22 protein-coding genes are annotated in these 22,127 nt (G+C 68.4%); 11 read left to right on the top strand and 11 right to left on the bottom strand.

Features of this window, described 5'->3' with window-relative positions:
• Positions 1–319: 319 nt before the first annotated feature.
• Entirely contained in the window at positions 320–1,903 is a 1,584-nt protein-coding gene (locus MLG87_RS09950) for a methyl-accepting chemotaxis protein (RefSeq protein ID WP_243295022.1), read from the bottom strand.
• A 252-nt stretch (positions 1,904–2,155) separates the two neighbouring features.
• Here MLG87_RS09950 and MLG87_RS09945 point away from each other — a divergent pair, with 252 nt between their 5' ends.
• Positions 2,156–2,998 carry an RMD1 family protein gene (locus MLG87_RS09945; RefSeq protein ID WP_243295021.1) on the top strand — a complete coding sequence of 281 codons (843 nt, stop codon included), beginning with the start codon at positions 2,156–2,158 and terminating at the stop codon, positions 2,996–2,998.
• A 10-nt stretch (positions 2,999–3,008) separates the two neighbouring features.
• Here the strand turns inward: MLG87_RS09945 and MLG87_RS09940 are convergent, their stop codons facing one another.
• Positions 3,009–3,530, bottom strand: a complete 522-nt coding sequence (locus tag MLG87_RS09940; RefSeq protein WP_243295020.1) for a DinB family protein — start codon at positions 3,528–3,530, stop codon at positions 3,009–3,011.
• Positions 3,531–3,729: 199 nt separating this feature from the next.
• Entirely contained in the window at positions 3,730–5,253 is a 1,524-nt protein-coding gene (locus tag MLG87_RS09935; RefSeq protein WP_243295019.1) for an acyl-CoA carboxylase subunit beta, read from the bottom strand.
• Between the two features lie 55 nt (positions 5,254–5,308).
• On the opposite strand from MLG87_RS09935, the gene MLG87_RS09930 reads away from it, so the two are divergent.
• Both MLG87_RS09930 and MLG87_RS09925 read left to right on the top strand, forming a co-directional pair.
• On the top strand, positions 5,309–6,508 hold the full coding sequence (locus tag MLG87_RS09930; RefSeq protein ID WP_243295018.1) for an MFS transporter: 1,200 nt from the start codon (positions 5,309–5,311) through the stop codon (positions 6,506–6,508).
• Positions 6,505–7,650 carry an MFS transporter gene (locus MLG87_RS09925; protein ID WP_243295017.1) on the top strand — a complete coding sequence of 382 codons (1,146 nt, stop codon included), beginning with the start codon at positions 6,505–6,507 and terminating at the stop codon, positions 7,648–7,650. The genes MLG87_RS09930 and MLG87_RS09925 overlap by 4 nt, the downstream gene beginning before the upstream one ends.
• 130 nt (positions 7,651–7,780) lie before the next feature.
• Here MLG87_RS09925 and MLG87_RS09920 read toward each other — a convergent pair whose 3' ends face one another.
• Positions 7,781–8,548, bottom strand: coding sequence for an SDR family NAD(P)-dependent oxidoreductase (locus tag MLG87_RS09920; RefSeq protein ID WP_243295016.1), 768 nt, complete (start codon positions 8,546–8,548; stop codon positions 7,781–7,783).
• A 17-nt stretch (positions 8,549–8,565) separates the two neighbouring features.
• Entirely contained in the window at positions 8,566–9,921 is a 1,356-nt protein-coding gene (locus tag MLG87_RS09915) for an aminotransferase class I/II-fold pyridoxal phosphate-dependent enzyme (RefSeq protein WP_243295015.1), read from the bottom strand.
• A gap of 162 nt (positions 9,922–10,083) precedes the next feature.
• Here MLG87_RS09915 and MLG87_RS09910 point away from each other — a divergent pair, with 162 nt between their 5' ends.
• The 3 genes from MLG87_RS09910 to MLG87_RS09900 all read left to right on the top strand — a co-directional run bounded on the left by MLG87_RS09910 (position 10,084) and on the right by MLG87_RS09900 (position 13,644).
• Positions 10,084–11,229 (top strand): acyl-CoA dehydrogenase family protein, encoded by a 1,146-nt coding sequence (locus tag MLG87_RS09910; protein ID WP_243295014.1) that lies wholly within the window; start codon positions 10,084–10,086, stop codon positions 11,227–11,229.
• 473 nt (positions 11,230–11,702) lie between these two features.
• Positions 11,703–11,906 (top strand): cold-shock protein, encoded by a 204-nt coding sequence (locus MLG87_RS09905; protein ID WP_243287612.1) that lies wholly within the window; start codon positions 11,703–11,705, stop codon positions 11,904–11,906.
• Between the two features lie 58 nt (positions 11,907–11,964).
• Positions 11,965–13,644 (top strand): tetratricopeptide repeat protein, encoded by a 1,680-nt coding sequence (locus tag MLG87_RS09900; RefSeq protein WP_243295013.1) that lies wholly within the window; start codon positions 11,965–11,967, stop codon positions 13,642–13,644.
• A 10-nt stretch (positions 13,645–13,654) separates the two neighbouring features.
• Here the strand turns inward: MLG87_RS09900 and MLG87_RS09895 are convergent, their stop codons facing one another.
• Positions 13,655–14,713 (bottom strand): tetratricopeptide repeat protein, encoded by a 1,059-nt coding sequence (locus tag MLG87_RS09895; RefSeq protein ID WP_243295012.1) that lies wholly within the window; start codon positions 14,711–14,713, stop codon positions 13,655–13,657.
• Between the two features lie 74 nt (positions 14,714–14,787).
• On the opposite strand from MLG87_RS09895, the gene MLG87_RS09890 reads away from it, so the two are divergent.
• The 4 genes from MLG87_RS09890 (at position 14,788) to MLG87_RS09875 (ending at position 18,419) form a co-directional block, all read left to right on the top strand.
• Entirely contained in the window at positions 14,788–15,708 is a 921-nt protein-coding gene (locus MLG87_RS09890) for a formyltransferase family protein (RefSeq protein ID WP_243295011.1), read from the top strand.
• 85 nt (positions 15,709–15,793) lie between these two features.
• Entirely contained in the window at positions 15,794–16,852 is a 1,059-nt protein-coding gene (locus tag MLG87_RS09885) for a 3-oxoacyl-ACP synthase III family protein (RefSeq protein ID WP_243295010.1), read from the top strand.
• Between the two features lie 52 nt (positions 16,853–16,904).
• Positions 16,905–17,255, top strand: a complete 351-nt coding sequence (locus MLG87_RS09880; RefSeq protein ID WP_243295009.1) for a hypothetical protein — start codon at positions 16,905–16,907, stop codon at positions 17,253–17,255.
• A gap of 117 nt (positions 17,256–17,372) precedes the next feature.
• Positions 17,373–18,419, top strand: a complete 1,047-nt coding sequence (locus tag MLG87_RS09875; protein ID WP_243287618.1) for an SPFH domain-containing protein — start codon at positions 17,373–17,375, stop codon at positions 18,417–18,419.
• A gap of 81 nt (positions 18,420–18,500) precedes the next feature.
• Here the strand turns inward: MLG87_RS09875 and MLG87_RS09870 are convergent, their stop codons facing one another.
• The 5 genes from MLG87_RS09870 to MLG87_RS09855 form a co-directional block, all read right to left on the bottom strand.
• On the bottom strand, positions 18,501–19,442 hold the full coding sequence (locus MLG87_RS09870) for a cation diffusion facilitator family transporter (protein WP_243295008.1): 942 nt from the start codon (positions 19,440–19,442) through the stop codon (positions 18,501–18,503).
• A complete protein-coding gene (locus MLG87_RS09865) occupies positions 19,442–20,227 on the bottom strand; it encodes an enoyl-CoA hydratase-related protein (RefSeq protein ID WP_243295007.1) in 786 nt (261 codons plus the stop codon). Before MLG87_RS09865 ends, MLG87_RS09870 begins: the two co-directional genes overlap by 1 nt.
• Complete coding sequence (locus tag MLG87_RS16395) at positions 20,227–20,331, bottom strand: biotin/lipoyl attachment domain-containing protein (protein WP_482184092.1); 105 nt, start codon at positions 20,329–20,331, stop codon at positions 20,227–20,229. Before MLG87_RS16395 ends, MLG87_RS09865 begins: the two co-directional genes overlap by 1 nt.
• Positions 20,332–20,396: 65 nt before the next feature.
• Positions 20,397–20,609: an acyl-CoA carboxylase biotin carboxyl carrier protein subunit gene (locus MLG87_RS09860; protein ID WP_243295006.1), complete on the bottom strand. Its 213-nt coding sequence runs from the start codon at positions 20,607–20,609 to the stop codon at positions 20,397–20,399.
• 49 nt (positions 20,610–20,658) lie between these two features.
• Positions 20,659–20,895 (bottom strand): acyl-CoA carboxylase biotin carboxyl carrier protein subunit, encoded by a 237-nt coding sequence (locus MLG87_RS09855; RefSeq protein WP_243287622.1) that lies wholly within the window; start codon positions 20,893–20,895, stop codon positions 20,659–20,661.
• Between the two features lie 130 nt (positions 20,896–21,025).
• Between MLG87_RS09855 and ychF the strand changes: the two genes are divergently transcribed.
• Positions 21,026–22,126, top strand: coding sequence for a redox-regulated ATPase YchF (gene ychF / locus MLG87_RS09850; RefSeq protein ID WP_243295005.1), 1,101 nt, complete (start codon positions 21,026–21,028; stop codon positions 22,124–22,126).
• Position 22,127 lies beyond the last annotated feature (1 nt).

Below are 22,127 nucleotides of genomic sequence, written 5' to 3'. Positions count from 1 at the left end.
GTGCCTTCGAACTTCGTGAAGCGGCCGCTGACCTTGGCGAGCAGGTGGCTGACCTTGAAGCTCACCTCGCTGTGGACGGGGTCGATCTTGTAGGTGTCCTGGCCGGCCAGGGCGGGCACGGTCGCCAGGGCGAGGGTGGCGAGCAGGGAGCGGAAGGGGTGTCGCATGGAGCCTCCAAGGATTAGGTGTTTCACCATGCAATTCAGTCTAGGCGCTTCCAATGAAGTTGCAACACCTTTTTTGGGAAAACTGCCCCGGCCCCCCTGAACGCCCCGCTTCGCGAGGGGCGCTGCTGAAGAACCCGGCGTCTCCGCCTGGGTCAGGTGGCCGCGTTCAGGTCCGCCAGATGGCGGCGGACGCCCGACGGATCGGGCTTCGGGCCAGTATTCACACCGGCATTCGCACCGGGAGCGGCTCCCGGCCGCTCTCCTCCGGTCCGAAAGAACCCGAGGGTGGCCTGGAGGTGCGCGGCCTGGGCGGACAGCTCCTCCGCCGTCGAGGCCATCTCCTCCGCAGCTCCGGCATTCTCCTGGATCACGCGGCTGAGCTGCTGGATGGCCGAGTTGATCTGCCCCGCCCCCGTGGCCTGCTCCCGGGAGGCGGCGCTGATCTCCTGGACCAGCTCGGCGGTCTTCCGGATGTCGGGCACCAGCTTGGCGAGCATCTTTCCCGCCCGTTCGGCCACGTCGACGCTGGCCGAAGACAGCTGGCTGATCTCGCCGGCGGCCACCTGGCTGCGCTCGGCCAGCTTGCGGACTTCGGAAGCCACGACCGCGAAGCCCTTCCCATGCTCGCCGGCCCGCGCCGCCTCGATGGACGCGTTGAGGGCGAGGAGGTTGGTCTGCCAGGCGATGTCGTCGATGATCTCGATCCGGGTGGCGATGTCCTTCATGGCCGCCATGGCCTCGGCCACCGCGGCCCCGGTCTTCCCCGCATCGTCCGCGGCCTGCATCGCCATCCGTTCCGTCTGGCTGGCGTTGTCCGCGTTCTGCCGGATGGTGGCGTTCATCTCCTCGATGGAGGCGGCGGCCTCTTCGGCCGACGCCGCCTGCCTGGAGGTGCCGCTGGACAGCTGCTCGGCACCGATCGCGATCTGCTGGCTGCCCCGGGCCACCTGGGCCGCGGCGCCCCGGATCTCCGTCACCACCTGGTTCATGCTCTCCATCATCTTCTTCATGGCGTAGAGCACCCAGCTGGCTTCGTCCCTTCCGGGCACCTGGATCTTGACCGCCAGGTCGCCCTTGGCGAGCTGCTTGACGGCCTCGATGCTCAAGCGGAGCGGCTTGGCGACGCTGCGGGCGATCGCCAGGGCGAACAGGATGAAGAGGAGGCCGGCGAGGCCCAGGCCGATGGCGAGGAGGTTCCGGGTCTTCGCCATGCTGGCGACTTCCGCGTCCTTCCTGGCGGTGAAGACCTTCTGCTGCTCCCCGATGAGCCTGATCAGGAGACCCTTGGCCTCGCGCCAGGCGGGCTTCTCCTTCTGCACCAGCAGCGCTGTGGCGGCATCCTGGTGCCCCAGGGAAGCCTGGCGCTGGACCTCGACCTGGAAGGCGTGGTCCTCGGCCCAGAGGGCGAGCAGGGTCGGCAGGCGTACCCGCATGCCTTCGGGGGCCAGGCGCTCCGCGTGCGCCAGGGCCTCGGCCGACTGCCGGTAGGCTTCTTCGAAATTCTGCCTGGCCTGGGCGTCGGCTGGATCGATCAGGAGATTCCGGGTGGCTTGGCCCATCTGCAGGCCTTCGGCCTGGGCCCGGTTGAGGTCCACGAGCAGCTGGAGGTCCCGATCGACCATCGCCGTGATCGAGGCCTCCATCTGGCGCCGCTGGACATGCGACAGCACCCCGATCGTGCCGAGGCTCAGGACGGTGAACCCGAGGAGCAGGTTCAGCTTCCATCTGATCGTCATGTTCTTGAACACCAGGGGCCCCTCCGGGAAAGGTGACGGAACAATAAAGGGCAATGCTCAATAAGTAACAAGCAATATAGGGGCCAGCGACCTCGTCACGACCCATTTCGGTGGATCGCATGCAGTTGACGCCCTAAATCGCCCGGAGGCAGAAACATCAGATCGATCAAATCCTGTCCACCCGGTCAACCCCTGACCAGAATGCTCCGAATCGATTCACCCCCCGACCGCCACCGGGCCTACATTGGAGCCATGGACCCGGGATCCCTGGCGCTCCAGCGCGCCCCCCTGCTCTCCGAGAGGCCCGCCGACGGGGTGCTGCTCCGGGCGGAATACTTCCAGGGCCAGATCGACTTCCGGGCCTTCTGCGCGACCTACCCCCACCACCGGGTGCTGTCCACCAACCCCCTGGTGCTGGAACCCGAGGCCGGAACCTGGGTGTACCTCGCCCGGTTCGGGGCGGCGGTGTTCTGGGGCGCCTCCCCCGAGGTCACGGCCTCGGTCCTCCAGGACCTGGCGCGCCTGCCGGGAACGGGTGCGCGGGCCGAGGCCGCCCGGGACGAGCTGCGGGTCCACCTCGGCGCCGAGGCGGACCGGGTGGGCTTCTCCGAGGTCTGGCTGCGGGAGCTCACCCTGGACAAGCTGAAGATCGTCTCCCTCGCCCTGGCCCAGAGCGTGGCCCTGGACGCGGTGGAGGCCGAGGTGAGCCAGGCCCTGGCCCGCTTCGGGCCGGTCGTGACCGCTCTCCGCGAGGAAGGACGCCTGGTGCCCGGCCAGAAGGAGCTGCTGCGCACCGTGGGCTTCGCCATGGCGGTGCGCGCGGCGGTGCTGGACACCCTCACCCTCTTCGACGATCCGCCGGAGACCTGGGAGAGCGAGGCGCTGGCACACCTGGACGGGGCCCTCTTCGACCAGTTCGACCTGGAGGAGCGCCTGTCCGCCGTGAACCAGAAGGTGGCCTACCTCCAGGACGCCGGCGCCACCGTGCTCGACGTGCTGGCCCACCGCAAGGACCAGCGCCTGGAGTGGATCATCATCGTGCTCATCCTGGTCGAGGTGGTCCTCTTCGTCTGGAAGGAATTCCCCCTGAAGTGAGCCGGGAAGGCTACACCTTCGGCGCCGCCATTCCGAACTGGGCCCAGCCCTCCTTCGTCGGCCCATAGATGCTGGGCACATGGAGGCCGGCCTGGCGCATGAGGACCGTCATCTGGCCCCGGTGGTGCGCCTGGTGACTCACGAGCACGTAGAGCGCGAAGGCGCCCGTCCAGGTCTCGCCGTAGAGCGTGAAGTTCCGCCCCAGCTCCGTGTTGCTCCAGCTGCCCATGTGATCCAGCAGGGAGTCGCTCACAGCGCGGTAGGCGGCGATGATCTCGGCCATGGTGGGCGGCGGCGGCGTGGCGATGAAACCGTCGGGCCCCAGCCCCACGGGACCCTTCACCTTCAGGCCCAGGTTCTGGGGCAGCTCCAGGATGGTCTCCACCAGATGCCAGGCCATGCGCCGCAGGTCCCGGTGCTGCTCATCCACAGCCTGGTGGGCCGCGGCGTCCGGAATGGCCTCGAAGACCGCCAGGGTCTTCTCCGCCTCCTGCTGCCAGATGGTCTTGAAGTCCTCCACGCGACGGAACATGCCGGCCTCCGCAAAGATCCCCGGAAGCATAGCGCAATGGGGTTCCAAGAGAGAAAAACGACTGGTTCACCACGAAGCGAAGACACCAAGGACAAGAGACCACTCACGCGGAGGGGCGCAGAGGCAGCGGAGAATGTAGAGAACAGCATTCTTCCTCCGCGCCCTCAGCTTCCTCCGCGATCCTCAGCGCGAGTTTTTTCTACACCGGCGTCACGGCCCTCCGCTTGACCGGCCACGAATCGCGTCGGCGGGCGCGGGCCAGGCGGGTGATGAGCTCGTGGCGCAGGTCAGCGGGATCGACGATGGCGTCCACGTGGAGGTCGGCGCCCAGCTTCTTCAGATCGATGTCCTCGTTGTACTCGTCGCGGAGCTGCTGGACATAGGCGGCGCGTTCTTCTTCGGGCTTCTCGGCGATCTTGTTGGCGAAGACGGCGTTCACGGCCGCCTCGGCGCCCATGACGGCGATGCTGGCCGTGGGCAGGGCCAGGGTGGCGTCGGGATCGAAGCCCGGGCCGCTCATGGCGTAGAGGCCGGCGCCGTAGGCCTTGCGCACCACCACGCAGATGCGCGGCGTACTGCAGCTGGCCATGGCGCTGATCATCTTGGCGCCGTGGCGGATGATGCCCTGCTTCTCCACGGCGCTGCCGATCATGAAGCCCGGCACGTCGCTGAGGAACACGAGGGGGATGCCGAAGGCGTCGCAGAGGGTCATGAAGCGCGTGGCCTTGTCAGCGCTGTCCACGAAGAGCACGCCACCCTTCACCCGGGGCTGGTTGGCCAGGATGCCCACGGGCTTGCCGTCGAGGCGCGCGAGGCCCGTGATGATCTCGCCGGCGAAGAGCTTCTTCACCTCCAGGAAGCTGCCCTCGTCCACCAGGCCCTCGATGAAGTCCTTCATCTGGAAGGGCGAGTTGATGTCCTTGGGAACCAGCGTCTGCAGGTCCTTGGCCTTCACGGAGACGCCCTTGGGCGTGGCCTGGGGCAGGGCATCTTCGCAGTGCTGGGGGAAGTAGGAGAGGTACTGGCGGCAGAGGGCGATGGCCTCCTGCTCGGTCTTGCAGAGGAAGTCGCCGCAGCCGCTCACGGAGCAGTGCATGCGGGCGCCGCCCAGGTCCTCCAGGCTGATCTTCTCGCCGATGACCATCTCGGCCATGCGGGGCGAGCCCAGGTACATGCTGGCGTTGCCCTCCACCATCATCACCACGTCGCAGAAGGCGGGGATGTAGGCGCCGCCCGCGGCGGAAGGCCCGAAGAGCAGGCAGACCTGGGGCACCAGGCCCGAGAGCGCCACCTCCATGTGGAAGATGGTGCCGGCGTGGCGGCGACCCGGGAACATGTCGAGCTGGTCCGTGATGCGGGCCCCGGCGCTGTCCACCAGGTAGAGCATGGGGATCTTCATGCGCATCGCCACTTCCTGGATGCGGATGATCTTCTCCACCGTGCGGGCACCCCAGCTGCCGGCCTTGATGGTGCTGTCGTTGGCCATGAGCGCCACGGGCCGGCCGTCCACCGTGGCCGTGCCGGTGATGACGCCGTCAGCCGGAAGATCCTTGTGCAGGGCGTTGGCGAAGAGGCCATCCTCGCTGAAGCTGCCCTCGTCCACCAGCAGGCGGATGCGCTCCCGGGCGAAGAGCTTCCCCGCCTCCGCGTTCTTCTCGTGGGCCTTGGGCGCGCCGCCCTTCCTGATGCGGTCGACTTCCGAATGGAACTGGTCCAGCTGCATGGGTGCCTCGGGATGGATCCTTCAGCATAGCGGGGCGGCGTGCGATCCTGGAGGGATGCTGGACGCAGACGAGTCAAGGCGAACCGGGTTCCTGACGGTGCCTTTTTTCGTGGTCTGCACTTTCTATTTCCTGGTGTTCGCCGCCGGCTACCAGCTCTTCCCCGTGGTGCCCCTGCGCCTCCGGGAGTTCGGCGCCAGCCTCGCGGAGAGCGGGCGCTTCCAGACCACCTTCATGCTGGGCTCGGGCTTCGGCGCGCTGGTCACGGGCCCCCTGGGCGACCGGCTGGGGCCGCGCCGCGTGCTGCGGGTGGCCACCTTGGCGGTGGTGGGCATCCTCCTCGTCTACGCCCTGCTGAAGGTCCGCTGGGTGTTCTACCTGCTGGCGCCCCTGCACGGCCTGCTCTGGTCGGCTCTGCGCACGGCCTCCGTGGCCAAGGTTGGCGGGATCCTGCCCCTGGCGCACCGGGCCCAGGGGCTGTCGATCTTCGGCCTGACGGGGCCCGGCGGCGTGGCCGTGGGGCCGCTCGTGGGGCTCTGGCTGATGCCCCGCCTGGGCTTCTCCTGGATGCTGGTCCTGCTGGCGGGCATCTTCGTGGCGCTGCACCTGCTGATCGGCTTCCTGCCCCGCGAGGCTCCTCGCGAGATCGAGGCCGTGGGCCTGTTCCAGTGGCCGGACCGCAGCGTGTGGGGCGCGGTGGCCGTCATGGGGCTGGTGGGCCTGAGCTTCGGCCCCATGCCGCCCTACAGCGCCCAGGAGGCGAAGGCCCTGGGCCTGCCCTGGCCATCCGCCTTCCTGACCTGCTTCGCCCTGGGCATGATGGCCATGCGCGGCCTACTGGCGCTGACGGGCATGGGCCGGCGGCCCGTGGCGCTGCTGCCGTGGATGGCCACCCTCACCGCCCTGGGCTACGGGCTGCTCGCGTTCCTGCCAGGAGGCCTGGTCCGGCACCTGTCCTCGGGCCTCGCCTACGGCGCCGGCTACGGCATGGTGCACACCCTCATGCTCACCCACGTCATGGAGACCACGCCGCCCCACCGCCGGGGCGCGGCGACGGGCGCCTTCTTCTTCGCCTTCGACGCCGCCACGGCCATCGGCGCCCTGGGCCTGGGTTGGGTCATGCAGCACGCCAGCTTCCGCTGGGGCTGGGCCGTCGGGGCGGGCCTGATGACTCTGTGCATTCCCGTGGCGCAGCGCGTGGTCCGCAGACCGGCCGTGACAAGCGTGGCCACCGGCTCTGCCACCATGGAGGCATGAAGGATCTTTCAAGCCCCGGCCCGCGGCTCGTCACACGGCAGTTCGCCCTCGTCTGGGCCATCACCTTCCTGACCTTCTTTGCCGCCTTTCAGCTCTTCCCCACGGTGCCGCTGCGCCTGCGGGTTCTCGGCGCCTCGCTGGCCGAGAGCGGCCGGTTCATGAGCCTCTTCACCGCCGGCAGCGCCCTGGGCGCCCTGTTCACGGGCCCCCTGGGCGATCGCGTGGGCCATCGCCGCCTGGTGGTCACCTCCGCCTCGCTCTATGCGCTCTTCCTGGGCGCCTACGCCGTGATGCCGGTGCGCTGGGGCTTCTACCTGCTGGCCTTCCCCCACGGCATCGTCTGGTCCGGCCTGCTGACGGCCACCATGGCCTCGCTCTCCCACGTGCTCCCGGAGGACCGGCGGGCGGACGGCCTGAGCCTCTACGGCTTGGCCAGCCCCGGCGGCGTCATCGTGGGCCCGCTGCTGGGGCTGTGGATCCACCAGCACTGGGGCTTCGCGCCCATCGGGTGGTACCTCGCCGCGATCTTCCTCGCCCTGGGCGCCCTGGGGACCACCCTGCCCAAGGACCACCCCCACGGCCGGGCGGAGGGCTTCGAGTGGCCCGACCCCTCGGCGCTGGGGCCCAGCCTCGTCCTCTTCTGCGTCGCCCTGGGCTACGGCGCCCTGGGGAGCTACACGGCCCAGGAGGCTCTGGCCCTGGGCATGCCCCTGCCTTCGGCCTTCCTCTCCTGCATGGCCGTGGGCATGGTGCTCATGCGCATCGTCATGCTGCGGACAGGCTTCGGCAGGCGGCCCATCCGTCTGCTCCCGGCCATGCTGATCGGCGCCCTGGCGGGCATGGCCCTGCTGGCCGCGCTGCCTGGAGGGATGGCCCGCCACGTGGCCGCCGCGGTGATCTACGGAGCGGGCTACAGCATGGTGCACACCCTGCTCAACGCGAAGCTGCTGGAGACGGCGGACCCCAAGCGCCGCGGCGCGGCCTTCGGTGCCCTTCTTTTCGCCTTCGATTCCGGCATCGGCCTCGGCAGCTTCACCCTGGGCTGGGTCATCGGCGGCTACGGCTACCGCATGGGCTGGGCCTTGGGTGCCGTCGCCGTGCTGGCCTCCCTGCCCATGGCGGTGCGGCTCAGCCGGGACTGATCTATTCCGGGCGGGGAAAAGCCTCCACGAAGGACACGAATTGGAAGACCAAAGGACACGAAGGAAGGCGGGGAGGTGACCCAATCCTTCTTGGTGTCCTTCGTGGAGATCTTTGGCTCTGAGGACTGGCTCAGCCCCGGCGATGAAGCTTGTAGGCGCTGGCCTGGTCCACGCACTTCACGAGGATCTCGTCGATGTTCACGTGGTCGGGGAGCATGAGGCACCAGCGCACGCACTCGGCCACATCGAAGGCGGTGAGGGGCTTCACGCCCTGGTAGACGGCCTTGGCCTTGTCGCCATTCTTCAGGCGCACGTTGGAGAACTCGGTCTCGGCCATGCCTGGATCCACGGAGGTGACACGGACCTGCTCACCGTTCAGCTCCAGGCGCAGGCTGTGGGCCATGGCCTTCACGCCGAACTTGGAGGCGCAGTAGACGCTGCCGCCCTCGTAGGGCTGATGGCCCGCCGTGGACCCGATGAAGAAGACGTGGCCCCAGCCGGCCTTGCGCAGGTGCGGCAGGCCCGCACGGACGGTCTTCACCACGCCCTCGACATTGGTGCGCATCATGGCCTCCAGGTCCTCGTCCGGCGTTTCCCACATCTTGTAGGTGCCGCTGGCCAGGCCTGCGTTGGCCACCAGGACGTGCAGTCCGCCCAGCGCCGCGGCGGCTTCCGCCACGAAGGTGTCAACGCTGGCGGTGTGCCGGGTGTCCACCGCCCCGGCGAACACCTTCACGCCATGGGCCTTCCTGAGCTCGTCCGCCAGGGCCTGCACGCGCTCCACGCGCCGGGCGCCCAGGGCGAGGTGGCAGCCCTGGGAAGCCAGCAGCCGCGCCATGGCTTCGCCGAAGCCGCTGGACGCGCCGGTGATGAGGACGATGGGGTGCTCGGGGCGCATGAGGTCTCCTGTGGAAATCAGCGGTAGTTCCGGTGGAACTCGCCCAGCGCATCCACCACCTTCTGGAGCTTGTCCGTGGGCGGGAGGATGGTAGTCCGGAAGTGGGCCGTGCCGTCGGCCTGGCCGAAGCCGGAGCCGGGCACCACGCAGATGCCCGTCTGCTCGAGCAGGGCCATGGCGTAGTCGAAGTCCGTGCGGCCGGGCGGCAGCGTGATGCTGGGGAAGGCGTACATGGCGCCCGCGATTACGTTGCAGGTGATGCCCTCGATGCGGTTCAGGCCCTCGGCCAGCAGGATGGCCCGCTGCTTCAGCGCGCCGAGGATGGCGGCCTTCTCCTCCGCGTACCGGGCGTACGAAGGCATGCCCGGCTTCGGAGGGCACACCATGGCGCAGGTGGCGGCCTGGCCCGCCAGGTTGGCGCAGAGGCTCACGCTCTGGAGCTTGAGGATCTGGGCGGCCACGTCCTCGGGCACGTTCCGGTACTCGAAGTAGCCGCCGCGCACGCCGCACTCGCCCAGGAAGCCCTTGGAGCAGGAGTGGAAGCTGAAGAGGGAGACATCCTTCGCCTCCATCTGGTGGAGCACCTTGGCGAAGGACACGAACTCGTCGCCAGGAAGGTAGATGTTCTCCTGGTAGACCTCGTCGGCCAGGATCGAGAGCCCGTGGTCCCTCGCGAACCCGATGACCATCTCGATGTTGGCCTCGTCCAGCACCGCGCCCGTGGGGTTGCCCGGGTTGATGACGCAGATGGCCTTCACGTGGGTGCCTTCGGCCTTCGCCTGGGCCAGGGAGGCCTCCAGCATGGCGCGGCTCAGCTTCCAGCCGTTGGCCTCGTCCAGGTAGTAGGGCACCATGCGCCCCTCGTACAGCGTGATGGTGGCCGAGTACAGCGGGTACTGGGGGATGGGGATCATGATGCCGTCCTGGGGGCCGGCGATGAGCAGGCGCAGGATGGTCTGCACGCCCTTGCTGGCGCCGTCCGTCAGGAAGATGGCGTCGGGATCCACCCGCATGTGGTCGCGCTCCAGGATGAACTCGGCCACGGCCTCGCGGATGAACCGCACGCCGCGGCTCTCGCTGTAGGCGCCGAGGCCATGCTTCGTCCCGGCGAGGATGGCCTTGGCGGTCTCGATCACGTCGGGCGGGAAGATTCCGGGGGCCAGGTCCATCAGCGCTGGATATTCGCAGAGGGCGAGGATCTGGCGGTTCCAGGTGAGGGCCTTCTGGCCCAGGGACTGGGGGTTCCCGATGTTGCAGTAGATGATCTCGCGACCCTGCTTCTCCAGCTCCGCCGCCCGGGCCACGATGGGCCCCCGCACCGCGTATTCGGTCTCAAGGACGGCCTTCCCGAGGTCGGTCAGATGAATGGTCATGGGCACTCCAACCCTTGAGTTTAACCCGGGGCCGCACTGTGACCGCCGTCATCCTACTCCGCGACAGGGTCTCCGGCCTTGGGCGGCGCGGGGCAGGCCGCTAGACTGGACCCTCCGGCCCCATCCGCGCGCCATTCCACCTCCCTATCTGAAGAGGCATCCATGCTCGGTTTCTCGCTCACCCCCGAACAGCTGGCCGAAAAAGAACGCGCCCACACCTTCGCCGAGAAGATCATGCGGCCCGTGGCCCGCAAGTACGACGAGACCGGCGAGTGGGCCGTGGACGTTTACAAGGCCGCCTTCGACTTCGGCTACCTCCAGGCCCTCGTCCCCGAGGACTGCGGCGGGCCCGGCGCCTCCCAGATGGACGAGGCCATCGTCTGCGAGGAGCTGTCCTGGGGCTGCGGCGGCCTCTACACCTCCATCATGGCCAACGGCTTGGCCATGACCCCCCTGCTCATCGCCGCCAGCCCCGAGCAGAAGAAGAAGTGGCTGGGCATGATCGCCGAGGAGCCCAAGTTCGCGGCCTTCTCCCTCTCCGAGCCCAATGCCGGCTCCGACGCCGGCGGCATGACCTGCCGCGCCGAGAAGAAGGGCGACAAGTACATCATCAACGGCACCAAGTGCTACTGCACCAATGGCGGCTACGCCGACTGGTACGCCCTCTTCTGCAGCACCGATCCCAGCAAGGGCGCCCGCGGCACCAGCTGCATCGTGGTGCCCCGCGACACGCCGGGCCTGGTGGTGGGCAAGGCCCTGGACAAGATGGGCCAGCGCGCCTCCAACCAGGTGGAGCTCTACTTCAACGACGCCGAGGTGCCCGTTGAGAACCTCCTCGGCAAGGAGGGCATGGGCTTCGTCATCGCCATGAAGACCCTGGACCAGACCCGCGCCGCCGTGGCCGCCGGGGGCGTGGGCGTGGCCCGCGCCGCCTACGAGATCGCCCTGCAGTACGCCAAGACCCGCATCCAGTTCGGCCAGCCCATCTTCGCCAACCAGGCCATCAGCTTCATGCTGGCGGACATGGCCAAGAAGATCGAGGCCGCCCGCCTGCTCACCTGGCAGGCCGCCTGGATGACCGACAACGGCATCAAGAACTCCAAGCAGAGCGCCATCGCCAAGACCTTCGCCACCGACACCGCCATGGAAGTCACCACCGACGCCGTGCAGATCCTCGGCGGCAACGGCTACAGCCGCGACTACCTGGTCGAGAAGTGCATGCGCGACGCCAAGCTCCTCCAGATCTACGAAGGAACGAACCAGATCCAGCGGCTGGTGATCGCCAAGGAAATCCAGCAGGGCAACTGACGGTCAGAGAACGGGCGACCCCGCGGATCACGAGCGAACGCGCCTGAATGGCGCGTTCCGAGTGGGGACCCGCTGGTTCGTTCAAACACCCAGGTTGGCCTCCCCGCATGGCCGGGAAATCCAGCAGGGCAACTGATCCACCCCGAAGCCCTGTGCTCAGAAGGCGGCCCCCCGGGGCCGCTTTCTCCGTTTCGGGAGCCCAGGCGCAGCTGGGTCTGACGACCATCCCGGGTCTGAAGATCACGACAAGAGCATGAATTCCGGCATTTGGGTCTTGAAGGCCCCAACCCCCGACCCTAGAATCCCTGTCAACCATCCATCTTTACCAGCTCAACAGCCGTGAAAAGTGGGGGAGGGACTCCCGCCGGGGATCCCGGTTTCACTTGGGCGCAAGCCCCCGCGATCCGCATGCCTGGTGCGTATCGCGCGACCAACCTCCAGGTTTATGGGGCTCCGTCCCCGGGAAGAAAGTCATGTCCGAAGGCACCGTCAAGTGGTTCAACGCCGAGAAGGGGTTCGGGTTCATCACCCCCGATGAGGGTGGGGCCGACATCTTCGTCCACTACTCAGCCGTCCAGGCCAAAGGGTTCCGCACCCTCGAGGAGAAGCAGCGGGTCAGCTTCGACGTGGTCCAGGGCCCCAAGGGACCGCAGGCTGCGAACGTCAACAAGATCTGATCCCCGTTTTTCCCCCGAGCCCCGGTTCCGGCCGGGGCTCGTCGCGTACCCTGGAGCCATGAAGAAGGTCTCCGTCCGCCCAATCCTGGGCATCCTGCTGATCGTCGTGGTGGTCTTCCTGTCGCTGGAGGGATTCCGCCGCGATCCCCGGTTCGGGTGGATCCTCCCGCTCACGGTCCTGGCCGGGGCCTGGCTGGGTTGGGCGATCCGGCAGGCTTGGCTGTACCCGTCGCGGCTGACCCGCGCCGAGGCCATGTGGGCCGCCGGCGAACCCGCCTCGACCGTGGCGGAGTGCCTCTCCCGGGCGCCCCTGGCCACCGGCGAGCTGGGTTATCGGATCCGCCTCCTGCGGAGCGCGGCGCACCAGGCGCTCGGCTACCGGGACCGGGCCTGGCTGGATGCCCTGGAGGCCCAGCTCGCCCGCCTTCCCCTCTGGGAGCGCCTGGTGGTGTCCCAGGCCTTCCGGCGGGTTCCCGACGCGCCTTCGTTCCGCCGCATCGCCTGGGGAGACCGGTTCATCCGGCTGGCTCCGCGGATGGCCCGGCTGCGCCACCTGCAGGGCATCCTCCTCCTGCGCTCCGGCCGCGAGGATGCCCTGCATCAGGCCTGGACGCGGTTCGAGGACGCCCTCCCCCTGGCCTGGGATGATCCGCTGGTGCTCGAGGATCTGATGCTGGCCGGGTTCCAGCATGGACGTGAGGATGTGGCCGAGCGCGCCCTGGCGATCCTGATCTCCCGCCATGGCGACCCTCGGCTCCCCTGGGACCGGGGAGCGGCGGGCATGTACCTGCTGCGGAACGGCCGGCCCGCCGAGGCCCTGGGTCTGGTCGGAGGCCTCCCCCGGGACCACCGGAACCAGCCCCTGCCCTGGCTCGTGGAGTGCCTTTCCCGGCGGCGCATGGGGGACATCAACGGAGCCTGGAGAACGGTGGAGGATGCCGTCGGACAATTGCCGGACGCCTTCCGCCTCTGGATGGAGCGGTACCAGATCGCACTCGACCTGGAGCGCGACGCGGAGGCGCTCGGGAGCCTGGCGCGGGCCTGGCGGACCCTCCCGGAGGGGACGGAGGGGGATCTCCTCCGCGAAGAGTGGCAGCTCCGCCGGGCGGAATTCGCCTTCTGGTGGGAGGGTGACCCGGCTTTCGCGAAGCAGCTCCTCGAGAAGATCCCGCCGGATCGCCGGGGCGACCATCGTCCGCCGCTTCTCCTGCAGGTCCGGGTGGCCCTGGGGGAATTCGAGGCCGCCTATGGAGAGGTCGCGACCCTGCTCCAGCAGGCCCCCGACGACACGGACCTCCTGCTCCTCCAGGCCGACTGCCTCGCCGGCCTGGAAGCCTGGGAGGCCCTGCTCCCCTATCTGAACGGCCTGGGGGAGTCCTGCCGGGAGCGTGCGGATTTCTGGCACCTGCGGGGGCTCGCCCGGGCCAACCTGGCCGATCACGTCCCCGCCCGCCTGGACCTGGAACATGCGGTGCGGATGGACCCCCGCAACCTGGGGTTCCTGATGGACGCGGGGCATTCCTGTGCGGAACTGGGCGATTGGGACCGGGCGGAAAGCCACTGGCGGCAGGCCCTCCAGGTGGACAGCCAGTCCGAAGAGGCCCTGATCCACCTGGCGGAGGCGAGGCGGGAGCTGGAAGACCTCGACGGGGCGCGCCGCTACCTGCGCGAGTGCCTGCTCCATCATCCTGACAGCGCCGACGCCCAGGCCCGCCTGGCGGAGCTGGAGGCCAACTGACCTCCCGGAATCAATCGGGCTTGATGTTCCGGAGCAGCGAGAGCTTGCTGTCGTAGCGGGCCTGCGCCTCGGGCTGGGCCCACTTGCGGGCCTTCTCCAGCGACTTGATGGCATCCTTCGTCCGGCCCTGGGCCAGGGCCACCCGGGCCTGGATCCAGTAGAACTCCGGCTCATAGGGAAGCAGCCGGATGGCCTGCTTGATGCGCCGTCCCGCCTCGTCCCACTGCTGCTCCCCGAGGGCCTCTTCGGCCAGGAAGGCGTTGAAGAAGGGGTCCCGCTTCCGGATCTCCAGACCGCGCTCGCGGTAGGCGATCGCTTCCTCCGTGCGGCCCTGGGCCCGGAGGAGGTTCTCCAGGTTTCCGCAGGGGGCACCGTCCTTGGGATCTTCCGAGAGGGCCTTCCGGAACGACGCCTCGGCGTCGGCGTCGTGTCCCTGGGCCCGTTGGACCACTCCCAGGATGTTCCAGCCCACGCCCAGGGCCGGGTCCACTTCGATGGAGTGGCGGGCGGCGTGGAGGGCTTCCTCCGGCTTCTCCTCCGCCAGCAGCTCCACCGCCCGGTTGCTGAAGTAGAGGGCCTGCACGCGCTTCGGTTCGAGCGGGGCGATCAGCAGGCTATCCCGGCGCACCTCGGGCAGGAAATCGGCCACCAGCTCCTGTCCCAGGGTCGCGCCCTGCACCACGGCCACCACGTGCCGCTCGAATCGCACCGTCGTGCCCACCCGGCGCCAGCGGCTGATCCGCAGGGGTTCGCCGTACCGCACCTCGAGGCCGATCGACTTGCATGCGCCCACGAAAAGCGCAGTGAGGCCGAGGCAGTTGGCTTTGCGATCCCGCCAGACCTCCTTGGGTGTCCGGGTGTAGGCATTGTCATAGACGATCCCCAGCCCGCCCTCCTCGGGCGGGGAGAAAAAGGCCCGGAGCAGGGTGGAGACCTTGGAAGGGATGCTCGGTCGGCCATTGGTCTGCTGGCGCGCGAAGGCCTGGACCTCCGGCGGCGGTTCGAAGGGATCCTCGCCAGCCGCCAGCAGCACGGCGCCGAACAGCAACGGCAGGACACGCAGGCGCATGGAAGCTCCCGGCACAACATAGGGCTACGGACAGGAAGGTCAACGGGTTATGAGATGCTGGACGTGGAGGAATTATGCCGCGCCCGACTGCCGTTGTGTGTGCCTATTCCAGCGTGGGGACCTCGGCCCTGCAGGGACTGGTGGAGGCCGGGGTGGAGGTGAAGGCCCTGTACACCTACGCCCAGGGGGCCGATGAGCAGTGGTTCACGCCGCCAGCGGTGGTGGCCGAGGCCCACGGGATCCCGGTCCACATGGCCCCCGCCTTCAACGCCGACGAGGTGTTCGAGGCCATCCGTGCGCATCGGCCCGACTTCCTCTTCAGCTTCTACTTCCGGGAGATGATCCAGGCACGCTTCCTGGAGATCCCGAGGCTGGGGGCCTACAACCTGCACGGCAGCCTGCTGCCGAAGTACCGGGGCCGGGCGCCCATCAACTGGGTGCTGGTGAAGGGCGAGGGTGAAACAGGCATCACCCTGCACGCCATGACGCCCAAGCCCGACGACGGCCACATCCTGGCCCAGGCCCGCCTCCCCATCGACTGGGACGAGACCGCCCTCAGCCTCACGCAGAAGGCCGCGGACGCCGGTCGGGGCCTCGTGCGGGAGGCCATCCCTGGCCTGGTGGACGGGAGCCTCCCCCGCATCGACCAGAAGACCCTGGGACCCTCCACCTACTTCGGAGGGCGGAAGCCCGCCGACTCCCGGCTCGATTTCGCCATGACGGCCCAGGAGGCCTTCAACCAGATCCGGGCCGTGGCCGACCCCTGGCCCAACGCCTTCCTCGAGACCGCCGAGGGCTCCGTCAAGGTGGCCTGGGCGCTGCCCACGGACCTGCCCTGCCCCCAGGGACGCTTCCTCGCCCTGAGGGATGGCGTGCTGCTCGGCTTCGCGGACGGAGCCCTGCGTCTCCACACGCTCAAGGTGGAGGGAGCCCGGCTGGAACGCCCCAGCGACCAGGCCAACGCCCTCCGGGTGCTCGGAATCAGCGAAGGCTGAGCCGCCGTTCCTGGCTCCCGGGCCGGATTTGGCTCCGGCCTGGAATCCGGATATGCTGGCGCGCCCTCACGAGAAAAGGAAATCCATGCGAAGCGTGATCACTGGAACCGGCATCGGCCTGCCTCCGCACGTCGTCACGAACGCGGCCCTGGCGGGGATCATGGACACCTCGGACGAGTGGATCCGGACCCGCAGCGGCATCCAGGAGCGGCGCTTCGCAGAGCCCGGCCAGGGCTCCACCGACCTGGGCGTGCTGGCCTCCCGGGCCGCCCTGGCCGATGCCGGGCTGGCGCCCGGAGACCTCGATGCGGTGGTGTTCGCCACCATGACGCCCGACCACGTCCTCCCCGGCGATGGCCCCCTGCTGCAGGCGGCGCTGGGCCTCCGCACGGACCTCCCCACCTTCGACATTCGGCAGCAGTGCAGCGGCTTCCTCTACGGGCTGGAGCTGGCGGACCTGCTCATCCAGAGCGGCCGGTACCGGAAGGTCCTGCTGGTGGGGGCCGAGGTGCACACGGGCTTCATGCCCTGGCACCTGGGCTGGGATACGGTGATCGGCCGCTCGACGCGCGAGGTCACCGACGCGGAGAAGGCCGAGAACACCGCCAGCCGGGACCGCACCGTCCTGTTCGGCGACGGGGCCGGCGCCGTGGTGATCGAGGCGCGGGACGAGGACCGCGGCCTCCTGAAGACGAAGCTCTTCACCGATGGCACCCGGGCGGGCGTGTTGACCATGCCGGGCGCCAGCTTCAAGCGCCGGCCCTTCGTGGACCAGGCGCAGATCGAAGCCGGCGAGACCCTTCCGGTGATGTCCGGCAAGGAGGTCTTCCGGTCCGCGGTGACCCTCATGCCGCAGGCGGTGCGGGACGTCTGCGACGAAGCGGGCGTGACGGTGGCGGACCTGGACCTGGTCCTGGTGCACCAGGCGAACCTCCGCATCATCGAGGGCGTGCAGAAGGCCCTTGGCCTCCCGCCGGAGAAGGTGCCCCACAACATCGAGCGCTACGGCAACACCACCGCGGCCACCCTGCCGATCCTCTTCCACGAGTGCCGCCAGCAGGGCCTGCTGCGCCCCGGCGGCCTGGTGGCCTTCACGGCCCTGGGCTCCGGCCTGCACTGGGGCGCGGCGCTCTACCGCGCCTGATTGCGGTCGGATCCCGCCCGGGACTAGAATCCTGGCAAACCCCGGAGTCTCCATGCGTGCCCTGACCTTCGGCGCCGCCCTGGCGCTGGTCCCCGCCCTTGTCCTGTCCGCAGGCACCCCCAGATCCCGCAAGCACTCGGGCGGCCCCGTGAAGACCGCCGGCGAGGCCAAGTCCATCGCCGAGCGCGAAACCGGCGGCCGGGCCGTCAGCGCCCGGCGCATCCCCCTGAACGGCGCCTCCGGGGGCTGGGAGGTGGATCTCCGCATGCCCGGCGAGGAGCGGGGCTGGCGCTGCATCATCGACAGCGACACCCACATGGTCCACAGCAAGGCCCGCATCGACCAGCCCGGCGCCAAGGGCAAGGCCGATGGCGCCGTCCGCATGGTCAAGGGAAGCCGCTGACGGGGGCTCCCCGACCTGCGGCGATCGTTCGCCGGTTTTTCCCATCGCGCGGCCTGTCCGGCTTGACAGCCCGGCCTAGAATCGTACGTGCGGCCGATGCCGCAAGGAGAACGACACATGGGTCTGATGGACTGGGGCAAAGCCCAATTCCTCGACATCCTCGAATGGCTGGATGATTCCAACGACACGCTGGCCTGGCGCTTCCCCATGCGCGGGCAGGAGATCCAGAACGGCGGCAAGCTGGTGGTGCGAGAGAGCCAGGAGGCCGTCTTCGTCAACGAGGGCCAGCTGGCGGACGTGTTCAAGCCCGGCACGCACAACCTCACCACCCAGAATCTGCCCATCCTCGCCACGCTGAAGGGCTGGAAGTACGGCTTCGAGAGCCCCTTCAAGAGCGACGTCTACTTCATCTCCACCAAGCTCTACAACGACCTGAAGTGGGGCACCTCGAACCCCATCATGATGCGCGACGCCGACTTCGGCATGCTGCGCATCCGGGCCTTCGGCATCTACTCCATCAAGGTGGTGGACAGCGGCACCTTCCTCAAGCAGCTGGTGGGCACCAACGGCGTCTACACCGTGCCCGACATCTCCGAGCAGCTCCGCAAGACCATCATGAGCCGCTTCACGGACACCCTCGGCGAAGCCAAGATCCCCGCCCTGGACCTGGCCGCCAAGTACGACGAAATCTCGGACCTCGTGAAACAGAAGCTCCAGGACGAGTTCAAGACCATGGGCCTGGAGCTGTCCAAGTTCTTCGTGGAGAACATCAGCCTCCCCGAGGAAGTGGAAGCCATGATGGACAAGCGCACCGGCGTGGGCATGATGGCCCCCGTCATGGGCGCCTACACGCAGATGCAGGTGGCCGACAGCATCCCGCTCGCCGCCCAGAACCCCGGCGGCGTGGCCGGCATGGGCATGGGCGTGGGCCTGGGCTTCGGCATGGGCAACATGATGGGCCAGCAGATGACCGGCGCCGCCCAGCAGATGGGCCAGCAGGGCTTCCCCGCTGGCAGCGCGCCCGCCGCGCCGGCCGCCCCCGCCAAGTCGCTCAAGGACGAGCTGACCGAGCTCAAGGAGCTCTTCGACGGCCAGCTCATCACCCAGGCCGAGTACGACACCCAACGCGCCGCCATCATGAAGAAGCATGGAATGGGCAACTGAGTTCTGTCCTTCCCACCTGCAAAATCAAGGGCGGCCGAGGCCGCCCTTGATTTTGCAGACTATGAAAAGCGTAAAAGCGGCCTAGTGGTGATGATCCGCCTCCACCTCGTGCTGGTGGATGAACCGGTGGTGGTGGTGGTCCGCCATCTCGCGGGTCTCGAAGTGGACAGTGAGGTGGCGGACCCCGTGGCGATCCCACAGCAGGCGCTCGATGCGCTCCAGGTGGGCCTCGGTGTCCCCCAGCCGGTCCGCCTCCACGATGATGTGGGCGGTGGCGATGGTGAGGTGGCTGCACATCTTCCAGCTGCGGAAATCCTCCACCCCGAGGATGCCCGGCAGCGCCATCAGCTCCGCCTTCACGGCCTCGTGCTCGAAGGCGGCGCGGTGCATGAGGATGCCCACGGCGTCGCGAAGCAGGAGCACGGCCCCCCGCAGGATGACCACCAGGATCACCAGGGCGATGGCCGGGTCCACCCAGCGCCAGCCCGTGAGGCGGATGAGGATCATGCTCCCCACGAGGGACACGCTGGTAAGGCTGTCGGCGAAGGCGTGCAGGTAGGCGGCGCGCAGGTTGGCGTCCCGCTCCAGCAGGCTGCGGTCCCGGGGCACCAGCACCACCGTGGCCGCGATGTTCAGCAGGAGGCCGATGCCCGAGAACACCAGCACCCAGCCGGTCTGGATGGGCACGGGGTGGCGGAAGCGGGCCAGGGCCTCCCAGCCCACGGCCCCGGCGAGAAACAGGAGAAATCCCACGCCCACGAGGCTGTTGAACACCTCCAGGCGGTGCCAGCCGAAGGTCCAGCGGTCGTCGGGGTCCCGGCGGTTGGCCAGCCAGAGGCTCAGGATGCCCAGGCTGTTCACCAGCACATCGTTTAGGTTCTCCAGGCTGTCGCTCACCAGGCCAATGGAGCCAGTCCACCACCCGCCGAGGCCCTGGAGGACGAAGCTGGCGAAGAAAATGCCGGCGCTCCAGGCCAGGCGCCCAGTGGTGCTGGGCCCGTGATGGTGGTGATGATCCGACATCATTCGCCCCGGTACTGGGGTTTCCGCTTTTCCCGGAAGGCGGCCAGCCCCTCGAGCCGATCCTTGGTGGGGATGACCTGGGCGTAGCAGGCCTGCTCGAAGGCCAGGCCCGAGTCCCGGTCCATCTCAAGACCCCGGCTCACCGCCAGCTTGGCCATGCGCAGCGCCACGGGTCCATTGGGGAGGATCTCCCGCGCCAGGGCCAGGGCCGCGTCCAAAGCGCCACCCGCGGGAACCACCCGATCCACGATCCCCAGGCGCCCGGCCTCCTCCGCTCCGATGCGGCGGGCCGTGAAGATCAGCTCCTTGGCGCGGGAGGCGCCGATGAGCCTCGGCAGGCGCTGGGTGCCTCCGGCGCCGGGGATGATGGCCAGGGCCGTCTCCACCAGGCCCAGCTTCGCGTCGGTACCCGCCACGCGGAGGTCCGCCGCCAGGGCCAGTTCCAGGCCGCCGCCGAAGGCCGCCCCTTCCAGGACCGCGATGACGGGCACCGGCAGGTCCTCCAGCTCCGTGAAGGCGCTCCGCAGGCCGTGCACGAAGGCGGCGGTCTCCGCCGGGGCCATGCCGGCCCGCTCCTTCAGGTCCGCCCCGGCGCAGAAGACGCCGGGCACCAGGCTGTGCATCACCACCACCCGGACAGCCGGGTCGAAGCGCAGATCCGCGAGGGCCTGGCGGAACTCCGCCATGAGCTGCCGGCCCAGTGCGTTCTTCGCCTCCGGGCGATCCAGGCCCAGCAGGACCAGGCCCGCATCGGCCCCCCCGAGGCGTTCGACGCGGATCTCCATCAGCCCAGCTCGACGATGGAATCCCCCTCGTTCAGGAACTGGTCCGGGGTCACGAAGACCTTCTTGACCGTCCCCTCCTCGGGGCTCCCCACGGGAATCTGCATCTTCTCGGTATCCCCTGCGGGGATACGCGAGACCTCAACACCAAGCATTTCGCGCACGAGAAACCTCACGAAAGTTCGACGATGGGATCCCCCTCGTTGAGGAACTGGTCCGGGGCCACGAACACCCTGCTGACCGTCCCTTCCTCGGGGCTTCCCACGGGAATCTGCATCTTCATCGACTCGATGATCACCAGATCCTGGTCCTCGCCCACGGAATCCCCTTCCGCCACGCAGACTTCCAGGACCTTCCCAGCCATCTCGGCCCGCACCAGCGCCATCCAACACCTCTCGAAAAGGACGATGGCCCCAGTGTAGCGGTCTGCCGCGTCATTCGTCCTTGTCGGAGTCGCCGATCACCACCAGGTCGTCGTCCTCGTAGGCGAAATCGCCTTCCTCCATGAGGACCTCGCGGACCTTCCCGCACTCCGGGGCGTTGATGTAGAAGGCGGTGCGGGAGGCGTCCGTGCCCTCGAGGATCATAAGGGGCTCGTCCTCCTCCACCTCCTGGCCGGGGCGGACAAGGACGTCCACCACATAGCCCGGCCATTCCGCCCGCACGATCATGCTGCCTCCCTTTCGCCCATCCGCGACCTTGGCGGGGAGGTTATGGCGGACGGGCTTCCCGCGCAAGGGCCAGAAGCCGTTCTTTTCGTCACATCTCCGGTAGGCGATACTGGAGGGCTTGGAGGATGGAATGGCTGTCGCCTGTGGCATCGTGGGTCTCCCCAATGTGGGAAAGTCCACCCTTTTCAACGCCCTCACCCGTGCGGGCGCGGCTTCGGCCAACTACCCCTTCTGCACCATCGAGCCCAACACGGGCGTGGTGGATGTGCCCGATCCGCGCCTGGCGGCCCTGGCGGAGATCGTGAAGCCCCAGCGCATCCTCCCCGCGGCCCAGGAGTTCGTGGACATCGCGGGCCTGGTTCGCGGCGCCAGCAAGGGCGAGGGCCTGGGCAACGCCTTCCTGGGCCACATCCGGGAGACGGACGCCATCGTGCAGGTGGTCCGCTGCTTCGAGGACGGCAACGTCACCCACGTGGAGGGCGGCGTGAACCCCGAGCGGGACCTGGGCATCATCGAGACCGAGCTGGTCATCAAGGACCTGGACGCGGTGGAGAAAGGCCTGGAGCGCCACCGGAAGATCGCCAAGACCGGCAACAAGGAATCCCAGGCCCTGGTGGCCGTGCTGGAGCGGGTCTTCACCGCCCTGGATGGCGGCAAGTGGGCCCGGACGGCGGGCCTGTCCGCGGAGGACAAGACCCTGATCAAGTCCTACGGCCTGCTCACCCTCAAGCCCACCCTCTTCGTGGGCAACATCGGGGAGGAGGACATCCGGAACCCCGAAGGCAACGCCCACTACCGGAAGCTCCAGGAGCTGGCCGCCGAGCGAGAGGCCCCCTGCATCCCCATCTGCTCCAAGCTGGAGGCGGAAATCCAGGACCTGCCCGAGGAGGACCGGCCCCTGTTCCTGGAGGAGGCGGGCCTCTCCGAGCCCGGCCTGAACGTGCTCATCCACGCCAGCTACGACCTGCTGGGCCTCCAGACCTACTTCACCGCCGGGGTGAAGGAGGTGCGGGCCTGGACCATCCACAAGGGCGACACGGCCCCCCAGGCCGCCGGCGTCATCCACACGGACTTCGAGAAGGGCTTCATCCGCGCCCAGGTCATCGCCTACGAGGACTTCATCCAGTACAAGGGCGAGCAGGGCGCCAAGGACGCCGGCAAGATGCGCACGGAAGGCAAGGACTACGTCGTCAAGGATGGCGACCTGATGAACTTCCTGTTCAACGTCTGAC

The organism is Geothrix mesophila (genome assembly GCF_022808835.1).
GTDB classification, from domain to species: domain Bacteria; phylum Acidobacteriota; class Holophagae; order Holophagales; family Holophagaceae; genus Geothrix; species Geothrix paludis.
Note: the sequence above shows the minus strand (reverse complement) of the source record. Positions and strands in the feature narration are given on the sequence as shown.